This window comes from Acinetobacter sp. BZX-2 (genome assembly GCF_055179795.1).
In genome coordinates this window covers 1094026-1109381 of the sequence record NZ_CM143686.1, presented here as the reverse complement: position 1 = coordinate 1109381, position 15356 = coordinate 1094026, and the positions used below count along the sequence as shown (strand labels likewise).

The window sequence follows — 15356 nt, the reverse complement described above, 5'->3', positions numbered from 1 at the left end:
TTTATAAAGTCTTATCTATTTATAACGCTCTGTTTATTGATAGAACATAGAGATACACAATTCTGTACTTTCTAAGTCATTCGAATTTTGCTATTGATTGATCAGACGATAAAATGGAGAAATCGAATGAAAGCAGTTGCCTACAAAAAACCTTTGCCTATTTCACAGCCTCATGTTTTTTCAAATATTGAAATAGAAAAACCGACTGCAACTGGACATGATCTGTTGGTTGAAGTGAAAGCCATTTCAGTCAATCCCGTCGATATTAAAATGCGCCAACGCACTTCAAGTGAAAATGAAGCGTGGAAAATTTTAGGGCATGATGCAGTAGGTATCGTTCGAGCGGTAGGTGAACAAGTTCAACACTATAAAGTCGGCGACGAAGTCTTTTATGCAGGCTCGAATCAATGCAGTGGTTCTTATGCAGAGTTTCAATTGGTCGATGAAAGAATCGTTGGACACAAGCCTAAAACACTTACCAATGCTGAAGCGGCTGCCCTGCCTTTAACCTCAATTACGGCATGGGAAATGTTATTTGATCGTCTAAAAGTACAAGAATCTACAGATTTAAATGCGGCTATTTTAGTGATTGGTGCTGCGGGTGGCGTCGGTTCAATTGCGGTACAACTTTTAAAAACATTGACCAATCTCAAAGTCATTGCAACTGCTTCACGTCCTGAGTCGAAAGCATGGCTACAATCCATTGGTGCGGATTATATCGTTGATCATCACCAACCTTTAGAACAACAAGTGCTTGATTTGAATATTGGCTTACCTGATTATATTTTTTCAATTACAGGTACGGCAGGTTATACCCAGTCGATCGCTAGTTTAATTGCGCCACAAGGTCATTTTGGTTTAATTGATGATCCCGACAATTTCGTGATCAACCCTTTTAAAATCAAGTCTGTGGCAATTCATTGGGAATCAATGTTTACTCGTTCTACATTCCAAACGCATGATATGCCACGCCAAAGACAGATTTTAAATCACCTTGCTGAATTGGTCGAACAAGGCAAAATTAAAACCACATTGTCTGAGAATTTAGGTGTAATTAATGCTGAAAATATTGTGAAAGCACACACCCTTATCGAGAGTGGGAAGAGTATTGGCAAAATTGTATTAGAAGGGTTTTAGATTTGAGTTTAGGATTTTAACTTATGGTTTTAATCTGTAGCTTTTATCTATAGTTTTTAAGCTAAAAATAAACGCCTCATTTCAATACAAAGAGGCGTTTATTCGTAGTCATATCAACCAAATACAAATAGTATTTAAATCACTTCAACCACAACTTTACCAATATGTTCACCTGTATCCATGATCGCATGCGCATCTTGGATTTGATTAAATTTAAAGGTTTTATAGATCATCGGCAAACATTCACCTTTTGCCCAAAGTGGAGCAACTTGTTGTTGTATGCCCTGCGTAATTTCAGCTTTTTCCGTCGTCGTTCTTGCACGCATGGTCGAACCCGTGATCGTCAATCGCTTCATCATAATTTGACCGAGTGAAATCTCTTTGGCTTTTGCACCTGCCAAGAATGCGATATAAACCAAACGTCCATCACGGCGCAGTAAGCTTAAGTTCTTTTCTAAATATGGCGCGCCGACCATATCGAGAATGATATCGACACCTTCATTATTGGTTTTTTCTTGGATCGCCTGTTCAAAATCTTGAGTTCTATAGTTAATCGCATCGGTTAGATCTGCGATGGCTAGTACCTTTTCATCTGAACCCACAGTTGCAAAGGTCTTGATTCCAAATGCTTTACATAGCATCAGTACCGTTGTACCGATACCACTTGCACCACCATGCACCAATAGCGTTTCACCTGCTTTTGCTTTCGCCATTTGGAATACATTTGCCCAAACAGTGAAGAATGTTTCAGGAATAGCTGCAGCTTGTACAAAGCTCACACCTTCAGGGATCGTTAATGTCTGACTTTGTGGAACAATACAGTATTCTGCATAACCACCGCCATTGGTTAAACCACAAACTTTATCACCGACTTTAAACTGGGTGACATCTGCACCAACGGCTTCCACGATTCCTGCAACTTCTAAGCCTGGTACTGGGGTCACGCCTTTAGGCATTGGGTATAGGCCTTGGCGTTGTAAAATATCAGGACGGTTAATACCAAATGCATGTACTTTTACCAAGACTTCATCCGCTTTTGCTTGCGGGATTGCAACCGTTTCATAAGCGAGTTTGTCTACGCCACCGGGTTCTGTAATGATGACGTGTTGCATGGTTGCTTGTGACATGGTTCGCTCCTAAGTCTTTCAATACTTTTCAAGTTTTATGTATAGAAACATAAAACTTTGTGGTTTTGAAGAATAGTGGACTTATGTATGAAAGATTTAAATATTTTCGGAATATCGATGATTGAATTAAATGCAACCCACTTTATCGATTAATTGATTTAAAGCTGAATAACCTATTTCTTTTAGCAAATTCGTATTATCAAATAAACTTTCTAGTATTTTCCTCTAAATGATTTTGTAATTTACTGCCTAAATGAATGATCTGGTCAATATCATTCTGAGAAAGCACTCTTACGTCATCATTTAATTTTTTCAAATTATTATTTTCTATAAAGTCAATATCGATACTTAAAACTGAATCCCTTATTATTACATCTTGATATTGAAATTCTATGTCTTCTGCTACAATTTTTTCTTTATTTTCATATTTATCTTGTATATATTCTTGATATAAATATTTGACAGGACCATTATAAGGAAAGAAATTAATATAATCAGTAATATAATTTAGATGCGCGTTAATTTTTGCTTTTAAGATCATTAACTCTGATGCTTGTTTAACATCAAAATCGCTATCTATTAAAATCTCATATTTGACAATAAACTCAATTGTAAAATCATTAACTTTGATTATTTCATCAGTGATCGCTTTTAAGGCTCGTTGTTGTGTTTGATTATGTACTCTTTGAAGAAAGACATATAAAGCAAAGCACCCACCAAAATAAGTGAGTGCTTTTACAATTATGTCAATAAAACAACTAGTATCCAAAAGCATCCCCCTTATATTATGCCTCTCTTATATATTCTTGTATTCTAGACTTAATTACTGGTCTTCTAGGACTTTGTATATCCAAAATCCTATACAAGTCATCTTTATTAAAATTATGCTTTCTCACTAACCCCCCAAAAGCTTCTTCTAAAAATGACGAACCAGCCATTGTCACACCCGTAAAATCTACAACTAAAAAACTCTCTTTATCAGATGTATTATTGATAATTTTATTTAATTTTGGGACTAAATAGTTTTCTCTAAAAGCTTCACCCGTATATTGACCATCTTTAGCATAGCGACCAGATGGGCGCGGGTAAAAGTCATTTGCAACATGAATCACATTATTTTCGCTCATATACTTTTTTCCTTAAGCTGCCAAATTTCTTAAATTTTCACTTAAAGATTGACCAGTGGGAATTGACCAATAGATTATAGTACCTTTGATTGCACTTTTAAATGCCTGCATGCGATCTTCAGAGCCGTGTTTCATCATCCATAATCCCTTTCGACTATACACGTAAAGTTGTGCTTCGGGTACTTGTTTACATACTTCCATCATATTAGCAAATCCCTTACCTCTATGTTTATCTTTCGTTTCAGTTCTACGATATAAGCTAGCTAATTGAATTCTTTTTGCATCATCTATTTGTTGCCAATTCTCAAAATCCATATCACGTAAAGATGTTAAAACATTCGTAACTCCCATTTCGAAACTATCTTGAATAGTCTCTGGAAGTGATACAGGTATTGTTTTTCCCAAATCAGAAATTACAACACTACATTCCTCACTCTCAATTGCAAGAAATATAAGCCATTCTCGATGAATATCATTAACATCATAAGCATGATCTATTACATTATTTACAGCTTCAGAAATGGCTTCATTTATGACATAAAAATTTTCTGTCTCACCAAATTTTTCAAGTAAAGCTTTCTCTATTACCTCATACCCCCCAATTAAATCTGAGCTAGTACCTCTTGCCATCAACCATTTATTAACTTTTTGTTGCTTACAAAAATATTCGGGCATACCTAAAGTCTCATGAATCTTTAACTTTGTAAGCATTGACCGCACAGTGTTATTTTTTGATACTCGTCCTTTCATTGGAATATGCGAATATTTATTTAACATATGAACAAAATAGTTAGTTGAAACTGCATCTAATCTCTTAACATTCTTAAAATCTAATGCTATTGGTTTCGTAAAAGAGTTTGTGTCAGGAATTCTTTTTAATGAATTTAATAAACTTCCTCTAATTTCAGATTTATATAAATAAATATGACTAGGTAATAAAATTGACATTTGACAATGAGCTTTCACCCATTTTGTATAGATAGCATCTGAATTCTTTTGTCTAATATTCTTTTTTGCAACTAAAAAATTTTCTTTTCTTTGTCTAATAATTTTTTTAACACTTACTTTCTTCATATTTATGCACTTATCTAATAAAATACCATTTTAACAACTGTTAAATATATAAAAAAAATAATAAAAAGACAATATTAGAAAACCCGCCTCACGGCGGGTTTTTCAATCCAATCTCTTACAGACGAACCAATTCCACAATTTTCTCAGCCAATTCTTCAACAGCATCTTGTGCAAATACAACATCTGCACCCTGTTCAGCATCGGTAATCACTACGATACCGGTCTGACGAAGTAAGGCAACTTGCTCAGCAGAAAGATCAGCTTTGGCAATCGCAACTACACCCTGTTGAATCAACAGACTCTCAAGTGCTTGAGCATTTTCAAGTGCTTGAGCAGACACAGCCACTACAGCAGGTTTTTGACCTAAACGTGCAGCACGATCTTCAGCAGTGACAGGTTCATTATGTGCAGTCCATTCAACTGCAGCTTCAACCATACCTGCGCCAACAGTGACATTGCTTAAACGGTCGATAAAGATAAATGAACCTGTATAACGACTGTCTTGATAACGGTCAAATACCACAGGTGCATCAAACTCAACATCAATATCCGCAATCGCATTCAACTCAAGTTGATCAACTTGAGTATGCTCAAGCGTATTCACATTGGTACGATAGTTGATTTTAGACACTTTCGCAGGAATCGTCTGAGTACCAATCTTGATGTTATACAACTTACCAATCACCAAAGGCTGGTCAGTCATCCACACTACAGAAGCACGTACAGAGCGAGACAATAACGGTTGTTCGCCTGCTTTCACCAAAACATTACCACGTGAAATATCAATCTCATCGTTCAATGTTAAAGTCACAGCTTGACCTGCAATCGCATGTTCAAGATTGCCATCAAACGTCACAATCTCTTTAACTGTCGATTTCTTGCCTGATGGTAAAGCCACGATTTCATCGCCAACTTTAACTTCACCTAAAGCAATCGTTCCACAGAAACCACGGAAATCAAGGTTTGGACGATTCACATACTGCACAGGGAAACGGAATTCATGCGCACTGGTGTCACGTGTAATTTCAACCGTTTCTAGGGTATTCATCAACGTTTTGCCCGTGTACCAAGGCGTATTTGGAGATGGATTAACCACGTTATCACCATTTAACGCTGAAATTGGCGTAAAGATGATATTGGCAGGTTTACGATCACCCAACTGATTGATGAAATGATTATATTCTGCTTGAATTTCATTAAAACGAGCTTCTGAAAACTCAACCAAATCCATTTTGTTAATCGCAACCACGATATTGCGAATACCCAAAAGGCTTGCAATAAAGGTATGACGACGAGTCTGAGTTTGTACGCCATAACGTGCATCAATCAGGATAATCGCCAAATCAGCAGTTGACGCACCTGTCGCCATGTTGCGTGTATATTGCTCATGCCCCGGTGTATCTGCAATGATGAACTTACGTTTTTCTGTTGAGAAATAACGATAAGCCACGTCAATGGTAATCCCCTGTTCACGCTCAGCCTGTAGACCATCTACAAGTAATGCCAAGTCTGGCGCATCACCGGTTGTACCTACTTTTTTAGAATCACGAGTCACAGCTTGCAACTGATCTTCATAGATTAATTTTGAATCGTAAAGCAAACGACCGATTAACGTTGATTTACCATCGTCTACGTTACCGCAGGTTAGAAAACGTAAAAGATCTTTATTTTCATGCTGTTTTAAATATGCCAAGATGTCTTGGCTAATTAATTCTGATTGATGAGACATTGCTCAAAACTCCACAAATTCTTTAGAAATCGGCTTAATCCCTCTAAATATCCCTTTAAGAAAGGGAGACTTGGCTCCGTTCTATTTCGGGAATTCCCCTTCTTTCATAAAGAAGGGGTTAGGGGAAGATTCTGAAATGTTTAGAAATAACCTTCTTGCTTTTTCTTTTCCATCGAGCCAGCTTCATCATGGTCAATCATACGACCTTGACGCTCTGAACTGGCGGCTAAAAGCATTTCTTGGATAATTTCAGGCAATGTCGTTGCAGTAGATTCAACTGCACCTGTCAATGGATAACAACCTAAAGTACGGAAACGTACCGATTTCATTTGCGGAACTTCGCCTTCTTTTAAGCGCATACGCTCATCATCAACCATGATCAGTGTACCGCTACGTTCAACCACTGGACGCTCAGCAGCTAAATATAAAGGAACCAAAGGAATACTTTCTTGGTAGATATATTGCCAAATATCTAACTCAGTCCAGTTTGACAATGGGAATACACGAATACTTTCGCCTTTATTCACTTTACCATTGTAAAGATTCCACAATTCTGGACGTTGGTTTTTAGGATCCCAACGGTGTTTAGAATCACGGAACGAATAAACACGTTCTTTGGCACGTGACTTTTCTTCATCACGGCGTGCACCACCAAATGCAGCATCAAACTGATACTTGTCCAAAGCTTGCTTTAAGCCTTGAGTTTTCATAATGTCAGTATATTTAGAGCTACCATAATCGAATGGGTTTACACCTGCATCACGACCTTCTTTATTTTGATGCACAATTAAATCAAAACCATGCTCTTTTGCCATGTTGTCACGGAATGTGATCATGTCTTTAAACTTCCAACCTGTGTCGACATGCAACAGTGGGAAAGGAAGTCTTGCAGGATAGAATGCTTTTAAAGCAAGATGCAGCATCACTGCTGAGTCTTTCCCGATAGAGTAAAGCATCACTGGATTTTCGAATTCAGCAGCAACTTCACGGATAATATGAATACTCTCAGCCTCAAGCTGCTTTAGATGAGTAAGTCTTTCCTCAGATATAGACATTGACAGCACCAGCTCACAAAAAAGTGTACTTATTACACATATTAAAATTTATATTCATTATAGTGATTTACAATGCAATTCTTTTGCTTGTTTTTTTATATTGATATATAAAAACATCATAAACAAAATTTAGAGTTTGCAATGAATGCACAAATTTTCACATTAGAAGAAATTAATTTTGAACAATGGCTTCCAATTTGGCAAGACTACTTAACTTTTTATAAAACACATTTGAGTGACGAGCAAATAAGATTATCTTGGAAGAGAATCACAAATCCTGAACAAACCGATATCTTTGGTTTTGCAATAAAAATAGATGAAAATGTGGTTGGGTTTGCTCACTTAAATTCACATATAAGCACGTGGACAGATTTGCCTTATTGTTACTTACAAGATTTATATGTCGATGAACAATTTAGAAATCAAGGATTAGCACGACAGTTAATAGAACATTGTTATCAGGCCTGCACAGGTAAATTTGATCGAGTTTTTTGGTTAACCCATGAAACAAATCTTACAGCACAATATCTCTATGATCAGATCGCAGATAAAACTAAGTATATTCACTACATAAAAACATTGTAATCATTATATGTTTAGGCATAGCTTGAGCCTACAATTTAAAAACCAAGTATAAAATTGTGATGAATATCACAATTATTTTACTTGTTTCTTTATATTGGTATATAAAAACACCATAAATAAAATTTAGAGTTTGCAATGAGCACACAAATTATCGCATTAGAAGAAATTACTTTTGAACAATGGCTTCCACTTTGGCAAGCTTACTTAACTTTTTATAATACACAATTAAGTGATGAGCAAATAAGATTATCTTGGCAGCGAATCACAAATCCTGAACAAACCGATATGTTTGGTTTTGCAATAAAAATTGATAACAATATCGTCGGGATTGTGCATTTAATTTCACATATGAGTATGTGGGTAAATTTGCCTTATTGTTATTTACAAGATTTGTATGTAGACGAACACTTTAGAAATCAAGGTATAGCGCGAAAACTCATTGAGCATTGTTACCAAGCTTGTGCGGGTAAATTTGATCGAGTTTATTGGCTCACTCAAGAGTCGAATCACACAGCGCAATTGCTTTATGACCGTATTGCCAGTAAAACAGAGTTTATTCAATATAAGCATACATTATAGATACTAAAATAAAGACTAGAACCGATAAGCAAATGGAATTACAGGCAAAAAAAAGCTTACTCTCTCAAGTAAGCGATCATTTGCACATGAAGTACAAAGTGGAGGTCTTGTACTTAAAGTTGGAGTACCCTTCTTTATTTTAATTAAAGTCATGCTAAAGAAGTTGTTTAATCATAGTTAAAAAAATCACTCAAGGATATCCCTAGAATTGGGTATTTTTTTATAAAAAAATTACTTTAAAATAGTAAGGTTTCTCTTTCACCTGAACCAAACTGCATATTTCAGGATAAATTTTTAGCAATAAAAAAAGACTTATTTTATTCAAAATAAGTCTATAAAAATTCAAAGCAAGACCTGTAAAACAACTCAAGCTTTGAGGGTAGGAATAACTTCTTTAACTAAGGTTTATTAAAGAAGTCAATTCATCCTAAAGTTTCAATAACATACTGTATATACCTAGAATTAGGTATTTTTTGTTCACTTAATAACCAATAAGTGATTTATCTAAAGGGATTTCAACGCCAACAGACACACCACCATCATTTCCGTGTACATCAGAATCACTCACCCAGCCATTAATTTTTAATGGCAGTGTCGGTTTAATATAATGCGTCCAAGTCACATCTAGTGCTTTAATTTTGTCATTTTCAGGAAATGCTAAATTAATTTGATCTGTACCAAATTGGCTTGCCGATTGGTTCACTTTGGCATACATCGCACGACCAGATAAACGGTTCATTACATCAAAGCGAATATCTCCACCGACTGAAACCATTTCACCATCCCCCCCCATTGCATGACCTAGTGGGAAGCCATGTTGGTAAAAACCATCTGTATAAACATGGTGGTTATATGAAATACCTTTTGCGTCACCATTAGTGGTCGTATCCGCCCATTCTGCATAAAGTTGGTACGGCAAGTTTTTGAAACTTGAAGAATAATCTACACCAGCCAAATACATTTTTTTCGATGGCAATAATCCTGCCTCATCTTCACCAATATATTGTCCATAGAAACTCATTGGAACATTCAATAATTGCTGTAGATTTAAACGTGCATCAAAACCTGCCAATTGGTTTGAGGCGTTTCCTTCACCAGTACATGAACCATCATTACATTCATTATCTTTACCAATAAATGCATTCCAATAAGCTCTAAAGCTTCCAGGTTGACCTTCACCGTCAATTTGAGAAATACGTGATGCACCCAACTCTAGATAAGGAAGCGGTTGTGCAGTTAAACGTAATCCAAATAATCGAGCGTCAGGCACTGCTGTATAATCATCCAATTGACCACCAAAAGCTTGATATTGCCAAGGACCAATCCAAGATAACCATGGTGTTTCAAAAGCTTTTTGCTCAGCACGTTGTACAGTAAATCCATAAACGGGGCGACTTGCATCACCGCGAATTAAACTACCATCATGCCCAGGGCCCCAATAGGTTGGGATTTGACCTGCAATTACCCATTGATTCCAAAGCTTACCAGCAATATATGACCCTTCGACATTTACATCATGGCCATTGTCGATTAAAGGATCTTTTTCACCATTTACACGAAGCTTAGCATCCCAATTTGCACCACCCGCATTGAACTCTAAAGTACCTACATATTGCGCTTTAGTATCATCACCAAATGCTTGTGGAATATTTTTTTGATCAGACTCTGCTGACAAAGCTAATTTTGCTGTTTGATTGTCTGTTCTTAATGCATTTTGAATAGAATCAATGACTTTTTGTTGTGCATTATTTGAAACCTGAGCTTGAGATAAAGCACGTTGAATTTCATCACCACTCATTGGCCAAGTCGATGTGCTAATTTGAATCACACCTTGTTGGTTTAACCAATTTAGATCTGTACGAATATCTTCATTATTCAGTACAATACCTTGTGCGAACACAGCAGGCAGCGACATTCCAAATAATACAGCAGCATAAAGTGATTTTCTTAAATACATGCACTTCTTTCTCAAATTTAATTAACGGTGACACAGTAATTTCTTTGTGTGAATTTTGCAATGATGAAATTGTGTTCTTACACAAACTTTCACTCAAAATACCTTAACCTGAACTCGGGATAAAATATATTCCCAACTATATGATACGCGGAAACGTCAGTCGCATTGTTTGAGGCATGAGGAATATATTCCGCAAGATCTGTAATATACTGTTTTTGCAATATATTAGGTACTTGATAGTATCTGTCGAGTTGGCGACTGACAAATGGTTTTGCCCTTGCGTGGCAGTGCCACTCATCCCGAAAGCCTTGCGAGGTAGTACCTCTCAGGTCGAACCTGAACAAGATTGAAATATATTTCAAGCGAAGTGCAAGACGAAGTGGGTTAATCCTTATATCTGACTTTAAACGGTAAGACCCCGCTGTGCATAATCTATCTTTTCAATAACTTACATCAGAGTTTATCCCGAACTGACGTTACCTTAGATAAATATTATTCTTGCTCAAAAAAATAGAGCGAACTCAGTCACAAAATAAAAAACCGAATTCATTAATGAACTCGGTTTTTATGAAAATAGGAAATCTATTTTAAAAATAGATCACTATTAATTTTTATGACGCATATGTGGGAATAAAATCACATCACGAATACTTGGTGCATTGGCAAACAACATGACCAAACGATCAATACCAATACCTTCACCTGCTGTCGGCGGTAAACCATATTCTAAAGCTTCAACAAAGTCTGCATCATAGTGCATGGCTTCATCATCACCTGCATCTTTTTCTTCCACTTGCGCTTGGAAACGCTCTGCTTGGTCAATCGGGTCATTTAACTCGGAGAAACCATTAGCCAACTCACGACCACCGATGAAGAACTCAAAACGATCTGTGATATGTGGATTGCTATCATTACGACGTGCCAATGGAGAAGTTTCCGCTGGGTATTCTGTAATGAATGTCGGTTGACGAAGTTTCGTTTCAACCGTTTCTTCAAATACGATCGTTTGAAGTTTACCCAAACCAAAGCCCGGTTTTACTTGTTCTTTCAATTCTTCTTTAACAAATTTTGCCAAGAATTCACGATCCGAAACATTTTCAGGTGTAAAGCTTGGATTATTTTCAAGAATGGCATCAAACATTGAAATTTTCTTATATGGCCCTTTGAAGCTATACACTTCTTCACCATATGGCACATCTGTAGAACCTAAAATATCGATAGCCAATTTTTCAAGCATACTTTCAGTTAAAGCCATCAAGTCTTTATAGTCAGCATAAGCTTGATAGAATTCGATCATGGTGAATTCTGGGTTATGACGTGTTGAAACACCTTCATTACGGAAATTACGGTTAATTTCAAAAACACGCTCAAAACCACCCACCACTAAGCGTTTTAAATAAAGCTCAGGAGCGATACGTAAGAACAATGGCATATCCAAAGCATTGTGATGTGTTTCAAAAGGACGCGCAGAAGCACCACCCGGAATCACATGCATCATTGGTGTTTCGACTTCCATAAAACGTTCATTGCTTAGGTATGCACGAATACCTGACACTACTTTTGCACGAATCTCAAAAGTTTTACGTGTTTCTTCATTCACAATTAAGTCTAAATAACGTTTACGGTATTTCACTTCAGTGTCATTCAAACCGTGGAATTTATCTGGAAGTGGACGTAATGATTTAGTTAATAGTTCAAAATGTTCGATATGCACATACAAGTCGCCTTTGCCTGAACGGCCAAGATAACCTTGAATCGCGATAATATCACCAAGGTCTAAACCTTTAATGCTTTCAAGTACTTCAGGAGCAAGTTCTTTACGTGGTACATACAACTGAATACGACCTGTCATGTCTTGGATCACAATAAATGAACCACGGTTCAACATGACACGACCCGCTACAGAAACATGAACTTGTTCACCAGCTTCAATTTCTTCTTTAGATTTATCAGCAAATTGCTCTTGTAAATCTTGCGCATAATGCTCGCGCTTAAAGGTGTTTGGCCATGGGCTTACACCTGTTTGCTTTGCTTGATCTTGTATTTGCTTTAACTTGGCATGACGCTGCGCAATTAAATCGTTTTCGGAAATGTGTTGTTCAGAAGTCGATTGAGCATTACTTTGCGTCATCTCTGCCTCGATTAAATTAAAAAACGGAAGTTGCATAGCATAGCAGATTTACAACATAATGCGTATGCATATAACACAACGATCAATGTAAAAATTAAAAAATCATGAATAAATACTGGCAAGGATTCGCCCAAAGTATCATTTTCGCAAACATTTTATTGTTTTCCACAGGAAGTGCTGCGGAGAAACATATCGTCATGAGTAATACTAAAAAAGATTTACCACCTCAAATAGAAAGCACCAATATCAAAAATCAGGGCTATATTTGGCAATTAGAAATCACACCCAAACAAAATTCTCAGCAAACATATGTAAAACTGTTAAATCCAAATCCTGAAAAATCCATTCTCAATACGAGAGCATTGGAAATTGCTAAAAAAATGAGCTTAGAGAATTTACCTCTCGTCACCAATGATTTTAAAAATAAATCACTGAATATAGATGAAGAACAAATCGCTTTAACTAAATATTATTATGGTAAATACATACTTTTTATCAAATTTCCAGAAACGGTCCTCTATGCGGTCAAACCTAATTTTTCACAATTACAAAGCTTATTAGAACCATTTTGTACGCAAAAAAATCAAGCCAAACAGGAGGCTTCAGAAAATATCAGCATCAATGCTAATTTTTTAGTCGATTTTAATGGCAATATCCAACGCATTCACTACTCACCTGCAATCAATAGCAAAATGCGCCCAATCTTAGAACCCTTGTTGAAAAAGATTCGTTTTTACCCTCGAAATGAGAATGGCATACCTAAATCATTTTCAATAGAACAGCCAATTATCATTCAATGCCAATAAGTTGAGTCTTGTTTTGAACTCAAAACTCGCTTTCAGATTTGCGAATGATGATTCGACAATTAATATTCAGCAATAATCACTATTTTTCTTCTGCCAACTGCTTAATCACAGCAAAACCTTGCTGAAAACCTCGATCCATAATTTCTTTATATTGCGCTGATGTTTCAACTTGAGCAAACAAATGCGTCACGCCATTATTTTCAGTTAAAAAATATTGTTCCAAACCACCACAGCCTTGTTGTGCATCTTCACTGTTACGATCCACAACACCATTTTTTAAGATACCTTGCTGCTGAAATATAACCTTTTTGAACTGTTCTAATTCAGTAATCGTTGCAAGCATGCCATCACCACTTGCATCTTGAAACAAGGTTTCACCACCAATTTTCCAGTCAGATTGCATACGTGAGCTGGGTGAAAAAAAGCGTGTCCATTGCGAATAAGTATGTGTATCCCACATCACATGCCAAACTTTTTGCGCATTTGCATGAATATCGATTTCATATTGTAGAGTGATCATCAATTCACCTATGAATATGCCGCTATAGTTATCGAGATTAACCTATTCGGTATATAGATTGATTATTTTTTGTTAAAACAAGCTAAAAATATGTGAACAGCATTTATAATAATTAATAAAATTCAATAACTTATAATAACAATGGAGATACTTAGACCAAAAGCTAAGTTATAAAAGAGTCGTTGCTCAGTACAATAAACTGAGAACAAAATAGTTGAAATGTAAAGTTTTAACATTTTTAAATTATGACTATTTCACTCTTTACCTTATAAATAAAGACAGCTAGAAAGTGATAAAAATGATGAGTAGCCATTCTAAGATTTTATTTTTACATGGATTAGATTCTTCCAAAGAATCTACCAAGTTCCATGCCATAGATGCTGAAAAAAAATATTGTATAGAAGTCGATTATCGAAACCTGAATTTTAAAACTGTTGAAAATTTTTACCACGACACGATTGAAAAAATAAAACCTGACTTACTGATTGGACATAGCTTAGGTGGCTATTGGGCCCTTAGAATGTCTCAGTTTCATCGTATTCCCACTATTATCGCCAATCCAAGTCTCAGTCCAGATTTTCGAACAGATTATCCAGCAATCAATGAACATGATTTGGAACATGACATTCCACAAATCGCCTATATTGAACTGGGTGATGAAATTCTAGATATGTATGCAGCAACTGCGCTACTCGAAACGTATATGCAAATCGATGCTGTTGAAGGTGGACACCACCGTTTGGCACAACCTGAAAATTTAAATCGACTGATTGAATATATGGAACAAACCTTTATTCGGTAAATGAGTTACTGTTTTAAATAAAACGATAGCAAAACCCCTTATACACTGAATATAAGAGGTTCTTCATTAAAATCTATTTTCAAACGATTTATCGAATATTAACCGTTTTAAGCAACTGCTTGCGCTACAGGTTTAGAATTTTCATCTAAAACTGACCAAACTTCCATACCTAAATCTTGATGTAAATCAGGTAAATCTAGAAAAATACTCGCACCTAGTACGGTATGTTCACATTTGTGCATCAACTGTTTTACAGCTTTTAAAGTACCACCTGTCGCCAAGACATCATCCACGATAATAACTTTTTGAGGCTGAATACCCGCCGACATTTCCAATCGATCTAAACCATATTCTAAACTGTAACCAACGCCAACCACTGGTGGTGGTAATTTGCCAGCTTTTCGTACCAATAATAAGCCTTTACCTGTACGTTGCGCCAATAAACTTGCCAAAACAAAACCACGTGCTTCAACGGCAACAAAACTTTCCACTTCAGCTAACTGTTCTGCTGGAATTTTTGCAATTAAAGCATCAGTCAATTCAACAAGATTGTTCATAAACAAGGGCGTTAAATCATAAAAACAAATCCCTGGTTTAGGGAAATCTTGGACAGTACGAATACCTGACCACAATAAAGTAGACATTTTCATCATGAAGGGAGATTGGAAGAGAAAAATAATATGTGAATTTTAACGCTTTTCCAGCTAAAAAGCAGCAATGCTTTCAA

At 36.2% G+C, this 15356-nt stretch carries 15 protein-coding genes; 5 read left to right on the top strand and 10 right to left on the bottom strand.

Annotated features, from left to right (window positions below):
• The first annotated feature begins 126 nt into the window (after window positions 1–126).
• Window positions 127–1137, top strand: a complete 1011-nt coding sequence (locus ACY45D_RS05155) for a zinc-binding alcohol dehydrogenase family protein (RefSeq protein ID WP_463108731.1) — start codon at window positions 127–129, stop codon at window positions 1135–1137.
• A gap of 134 nt (window positions 1138–1271) precedes the next feature.
• Here the strand turns inward: ACY45D_RS05155 and ACY45D_RS05150 are convergent, their stop codons facing one another.
• The 6 genes from ACY45D_RS05150 to cysD form a co-directional block, all read right to left on the bottom strand.
• A complete protein-coding gene (locus tag ACY45D_RS05150) occupies window positions 1272–2264 on the bottom strand; it encodes an NAD(P)H-quinone oxidoreductase (protein WP_463108730.1) in 993 nt (330 codons plus the stop codon).
• A gap of 199 nt (window positions 2265–2463) precedes the next feature.
• A complete protein-coding gene (locus ACY45D_RS05145; protein WP_463108729.1) occupies window positions 2464–3033 on the bottom strand; it encodes a hypothetical protein in 570 nt (189 codons plus the stop codon).
• Between the two features lie 16 nt (window positions 3034–3049).
• A complete protein-coding gene (locus tag ACY45D_RS05140) occupies window positions 3050–3391 on the bottom strand; it encodes an STAS-like domain-containing protein (RefSeq protein WP_463108728.1) in 342 nt (113 codons plus the stop codon).
• A 12-nt stretch (window positions 3392–3403) separates the two neighbouring features.
• Window positions 3404–4465 carry an ATP-binding protein gene (locus ACY45D_RS05135; RefSeq protein ID WP_463108727.1) on the bottom strand — a complete coding sequence of 354 codons (1062 nt, stop codon included), beginning with the start codon at window positions 4463–4465 and terminating at the stop codon, window positions 3404–3406.
• A 115-nt stretch (window positions 4466–4580) separates the two neighbouring features.
• A complete protein-coding gene (gene cysN / locus ACY45D_RS05130) occupies window positions 4581–6194 on the bottom strand; it encodes a sulfate adenylyltransferase subunit CysN (protein ID WP_463108726.1) in 1614 nt (537 codons plus the stop codon).
• A 140-nt stretch (window positions 6195–6334) separates the two neighbouring features.
• Entirely contained in the window at window positions 6335–7243 is a 909-nt protein-coding gene (gene cysD, locus ACY45D_RS05125) for a sulfate adenylyltransferase subunit CysD (RefSeq protein WP_463109431.1), read from the bottom strand.
• Window positions 7244–7390: 147 nt separating this feature from the next.
• On the opposite strand from cysD, the gene ACY45D_RS05120 reads away from it, so the two are divergent.
• Window positions 7391–7834 (top strand): N-acetyltransferase family protein, encoded by a 444-nt coding sequence (locus tag ACY45D_RS05120; protein ID WP_463108725.1) that lies wholly within the window; start codon window positions 7391–7393, stop codon window positions 7832–7834.
• A 135-nt stretch (window positions 7835–7969) separates the two neighbouring features.
• Window positions 7970–8413: a GNAT family N-acetyltransferase gene (locus ACY45D_RS05115; RefSeq protein WP_463108724.1), complete on the top strand. Its 444-nt coding sequence runs from the start codon at window positions 7970–7972 to the stop codon at window positions 8411–8413.
• A gap of 481 nt (window positions 8414–8894) precedes the next feature.
• Here ACY45D_RS05115 and ACY45D_RS05110 read toward each other — a convergent pair whose 3' ends face one another.
• Both ACY45D_RS05110 and lysS read right to left on the bottom strand, forming a co-directional pair.
• A complete protein-coding gene (locus tag ACY45D_RS05110) occupies window positions 8895–10370 on the bottom strand; it encodes a capsule assembly Wzi family protein (protein WP_463108723.1) in 1476 nt (491 codons plus the stop codon).
• A 604-nt stretch (window positions 10371–10974) separates the two neighbouring features.
• On the bottom strand, window positions 10975–12501 hold the full coding sequence (gene lysS, locus ACY45D_RS05105) for a lysine--tRNA ligase (protein WP_463108722.1): 1527 nt from the start codon (window positions 12499–12501) through the stop codon (window positions 10975–10977).
• Window positions 12502–12698: 197 nt separating this feature from the next.
• On the opposite strand from lysS, the gene ACY45D_RS05100 reads away from it, so the two are divergent.
• Entirely contained in the window at window positions 12699–13307 is a 609-nt protein-coding gene (locus ACY45D_RS05100) for a hypothetical protein (protein WP_463108721.1), read from the top strand.
• Window positions 13308–13386: 79 nt separating this feature from the next.
• Here the strand turns inward: ACY45D_RS05100 and ACY45D_RS05095 are convergent, their stop codons facing one another.
• Complete coding sequence (locus tag ACY45D_RS05095; RefSeq protein ID WP_463108720.1) at window positions 13387–13827, bottom strand: SRPBCC family protein; 441 nt, start codon at window positions 13825–13827, stop codon at window positions 13387–13389.
• Window positions 13828–14125: 298 nt separating this feature from the next.
• Between ACY45D_RS05095 and ACY45D_RS05090 the strand changes: the two genes are divergently transcribed.
• A complete protein-coding gene (locus ACY45D_RS05090) occupies window positions 14126–14629 on the top strand; it encodes a YqiA/YcfP family alpha/beta fold hydrolase (RefSeq protein WP_463108719.1) in 504 nt (167 codons plus the stop codon).
• Between the two features lie 107 nt (window positions 14630–14736).
• Here the strand turns inward: ACY45D_RS05090 and ACY45D_RS05085 are convergent, their stop codons facing one another.
• Window positions 14737–15282 carry an adenine phosphoribosyltransferase gene (locus ACY45D_RS05085; RefSeq protein ID WP_463108718.1) on the bottom strand — a complete coding sequence of 182 codons (546 nt, stop codon included), beginning with the start codon at window positions 15280–15282 and terminating at the stop codon, window positions 14737–14739.
• Between the last annotated feature and the right edge of the window lie 74 nt (window positions 15283–15356).

Bases quoted from the DNA above. Each gene is read 5' to 3' on its own strand.
- ACY45D_RS05090 (WP_463108719.1), top strand. From the start codon at position 14,126: ATGATGAGTAGCCATTCTAAGATTTTATTTTTACATGGATTAGATTCT.
- ACY45D_RS05095 (WP_463108720.1), bottom strand. From the start codon at position 13,827: ATGATCACTCTACAATATGAAATCGATATTCATGCAAATGCGCAAAAA.
- ACY45D_RS05155 (WP_463108731.1), top strand. From the start codon at position 127: ATGAAAGCAGTTGCCTACAAAAAACCTTTGCCTATTTCACAGCCTCAT.
- ACY45D_RS05085 (WP_463108718.1), bottom strand. From the start codon at position 15,282: ATGATGAAAATGTCTACTTTATTGTGGTCAGGTATTCGTACTGTCCAA.
- ACY45D_RS05100 (WP_463108721.1), top strand. From the start codon at position 12,699: ATGAGTAATACTAAAAAAGATTTACCACCTCAAATAGAAAGCACCAAT.
- lysS (WP_463108722.1), bottom strand. From the start codon at position 12,501: ATGACGCAAAGTAATGCTCAATCGACTTCTGAACAACACATTTCCGAA.
- ACY45D_RS05150 (WP_463108730.1), bottom strand. From the start codon at position 2,264: ATGTCACAAGCAACCATGCAACACGTCATCATTACAGAACCCGGTGGC.
- ACY45D_RS05140 (WP_463108728.1), bottom strand. From the start codon at position 3,391: ATGAGCGAAAATAATGTGATTCATGTTGCAAATGACTTTTACCCGCGC.
- ACY45D_RS05120 (WP_463108725.1), top strand. From the start codon at position 7,391: ATGAATGCACAAATTTTCACATTAGAAGAAATTAATTTTGAACAATGG.
- cysN (WP_463108726.1), bottom strand. From the start codon at position 6,194: ATGTCTCATCAATCAGAATTAATTAGCCAAGACATCTTGGCATATTTA.
- ACY45D_RS05110 (WP_463108723.1), bottom strand. From the start codon at position 10,370: ATGTATTTAAGAAAATCACTTTATGCTGCTGTATTATTTGGAATGTCG.
- ACY45D_RS05135 (WP_463108727.1), bottom strand. From the start codon at position 4,465: ATGAAGAAAGTAAGTGTTAAAAAAATTATTAGACAAAGAAAAGAAAAT.
- ACY45D_RS05115 (WP_463108724.1), top strand. From the start codon at position 7,970: ATGAGCACACAAATTATCGCATTAGAAGAAATTACTTTTGAACAATGG.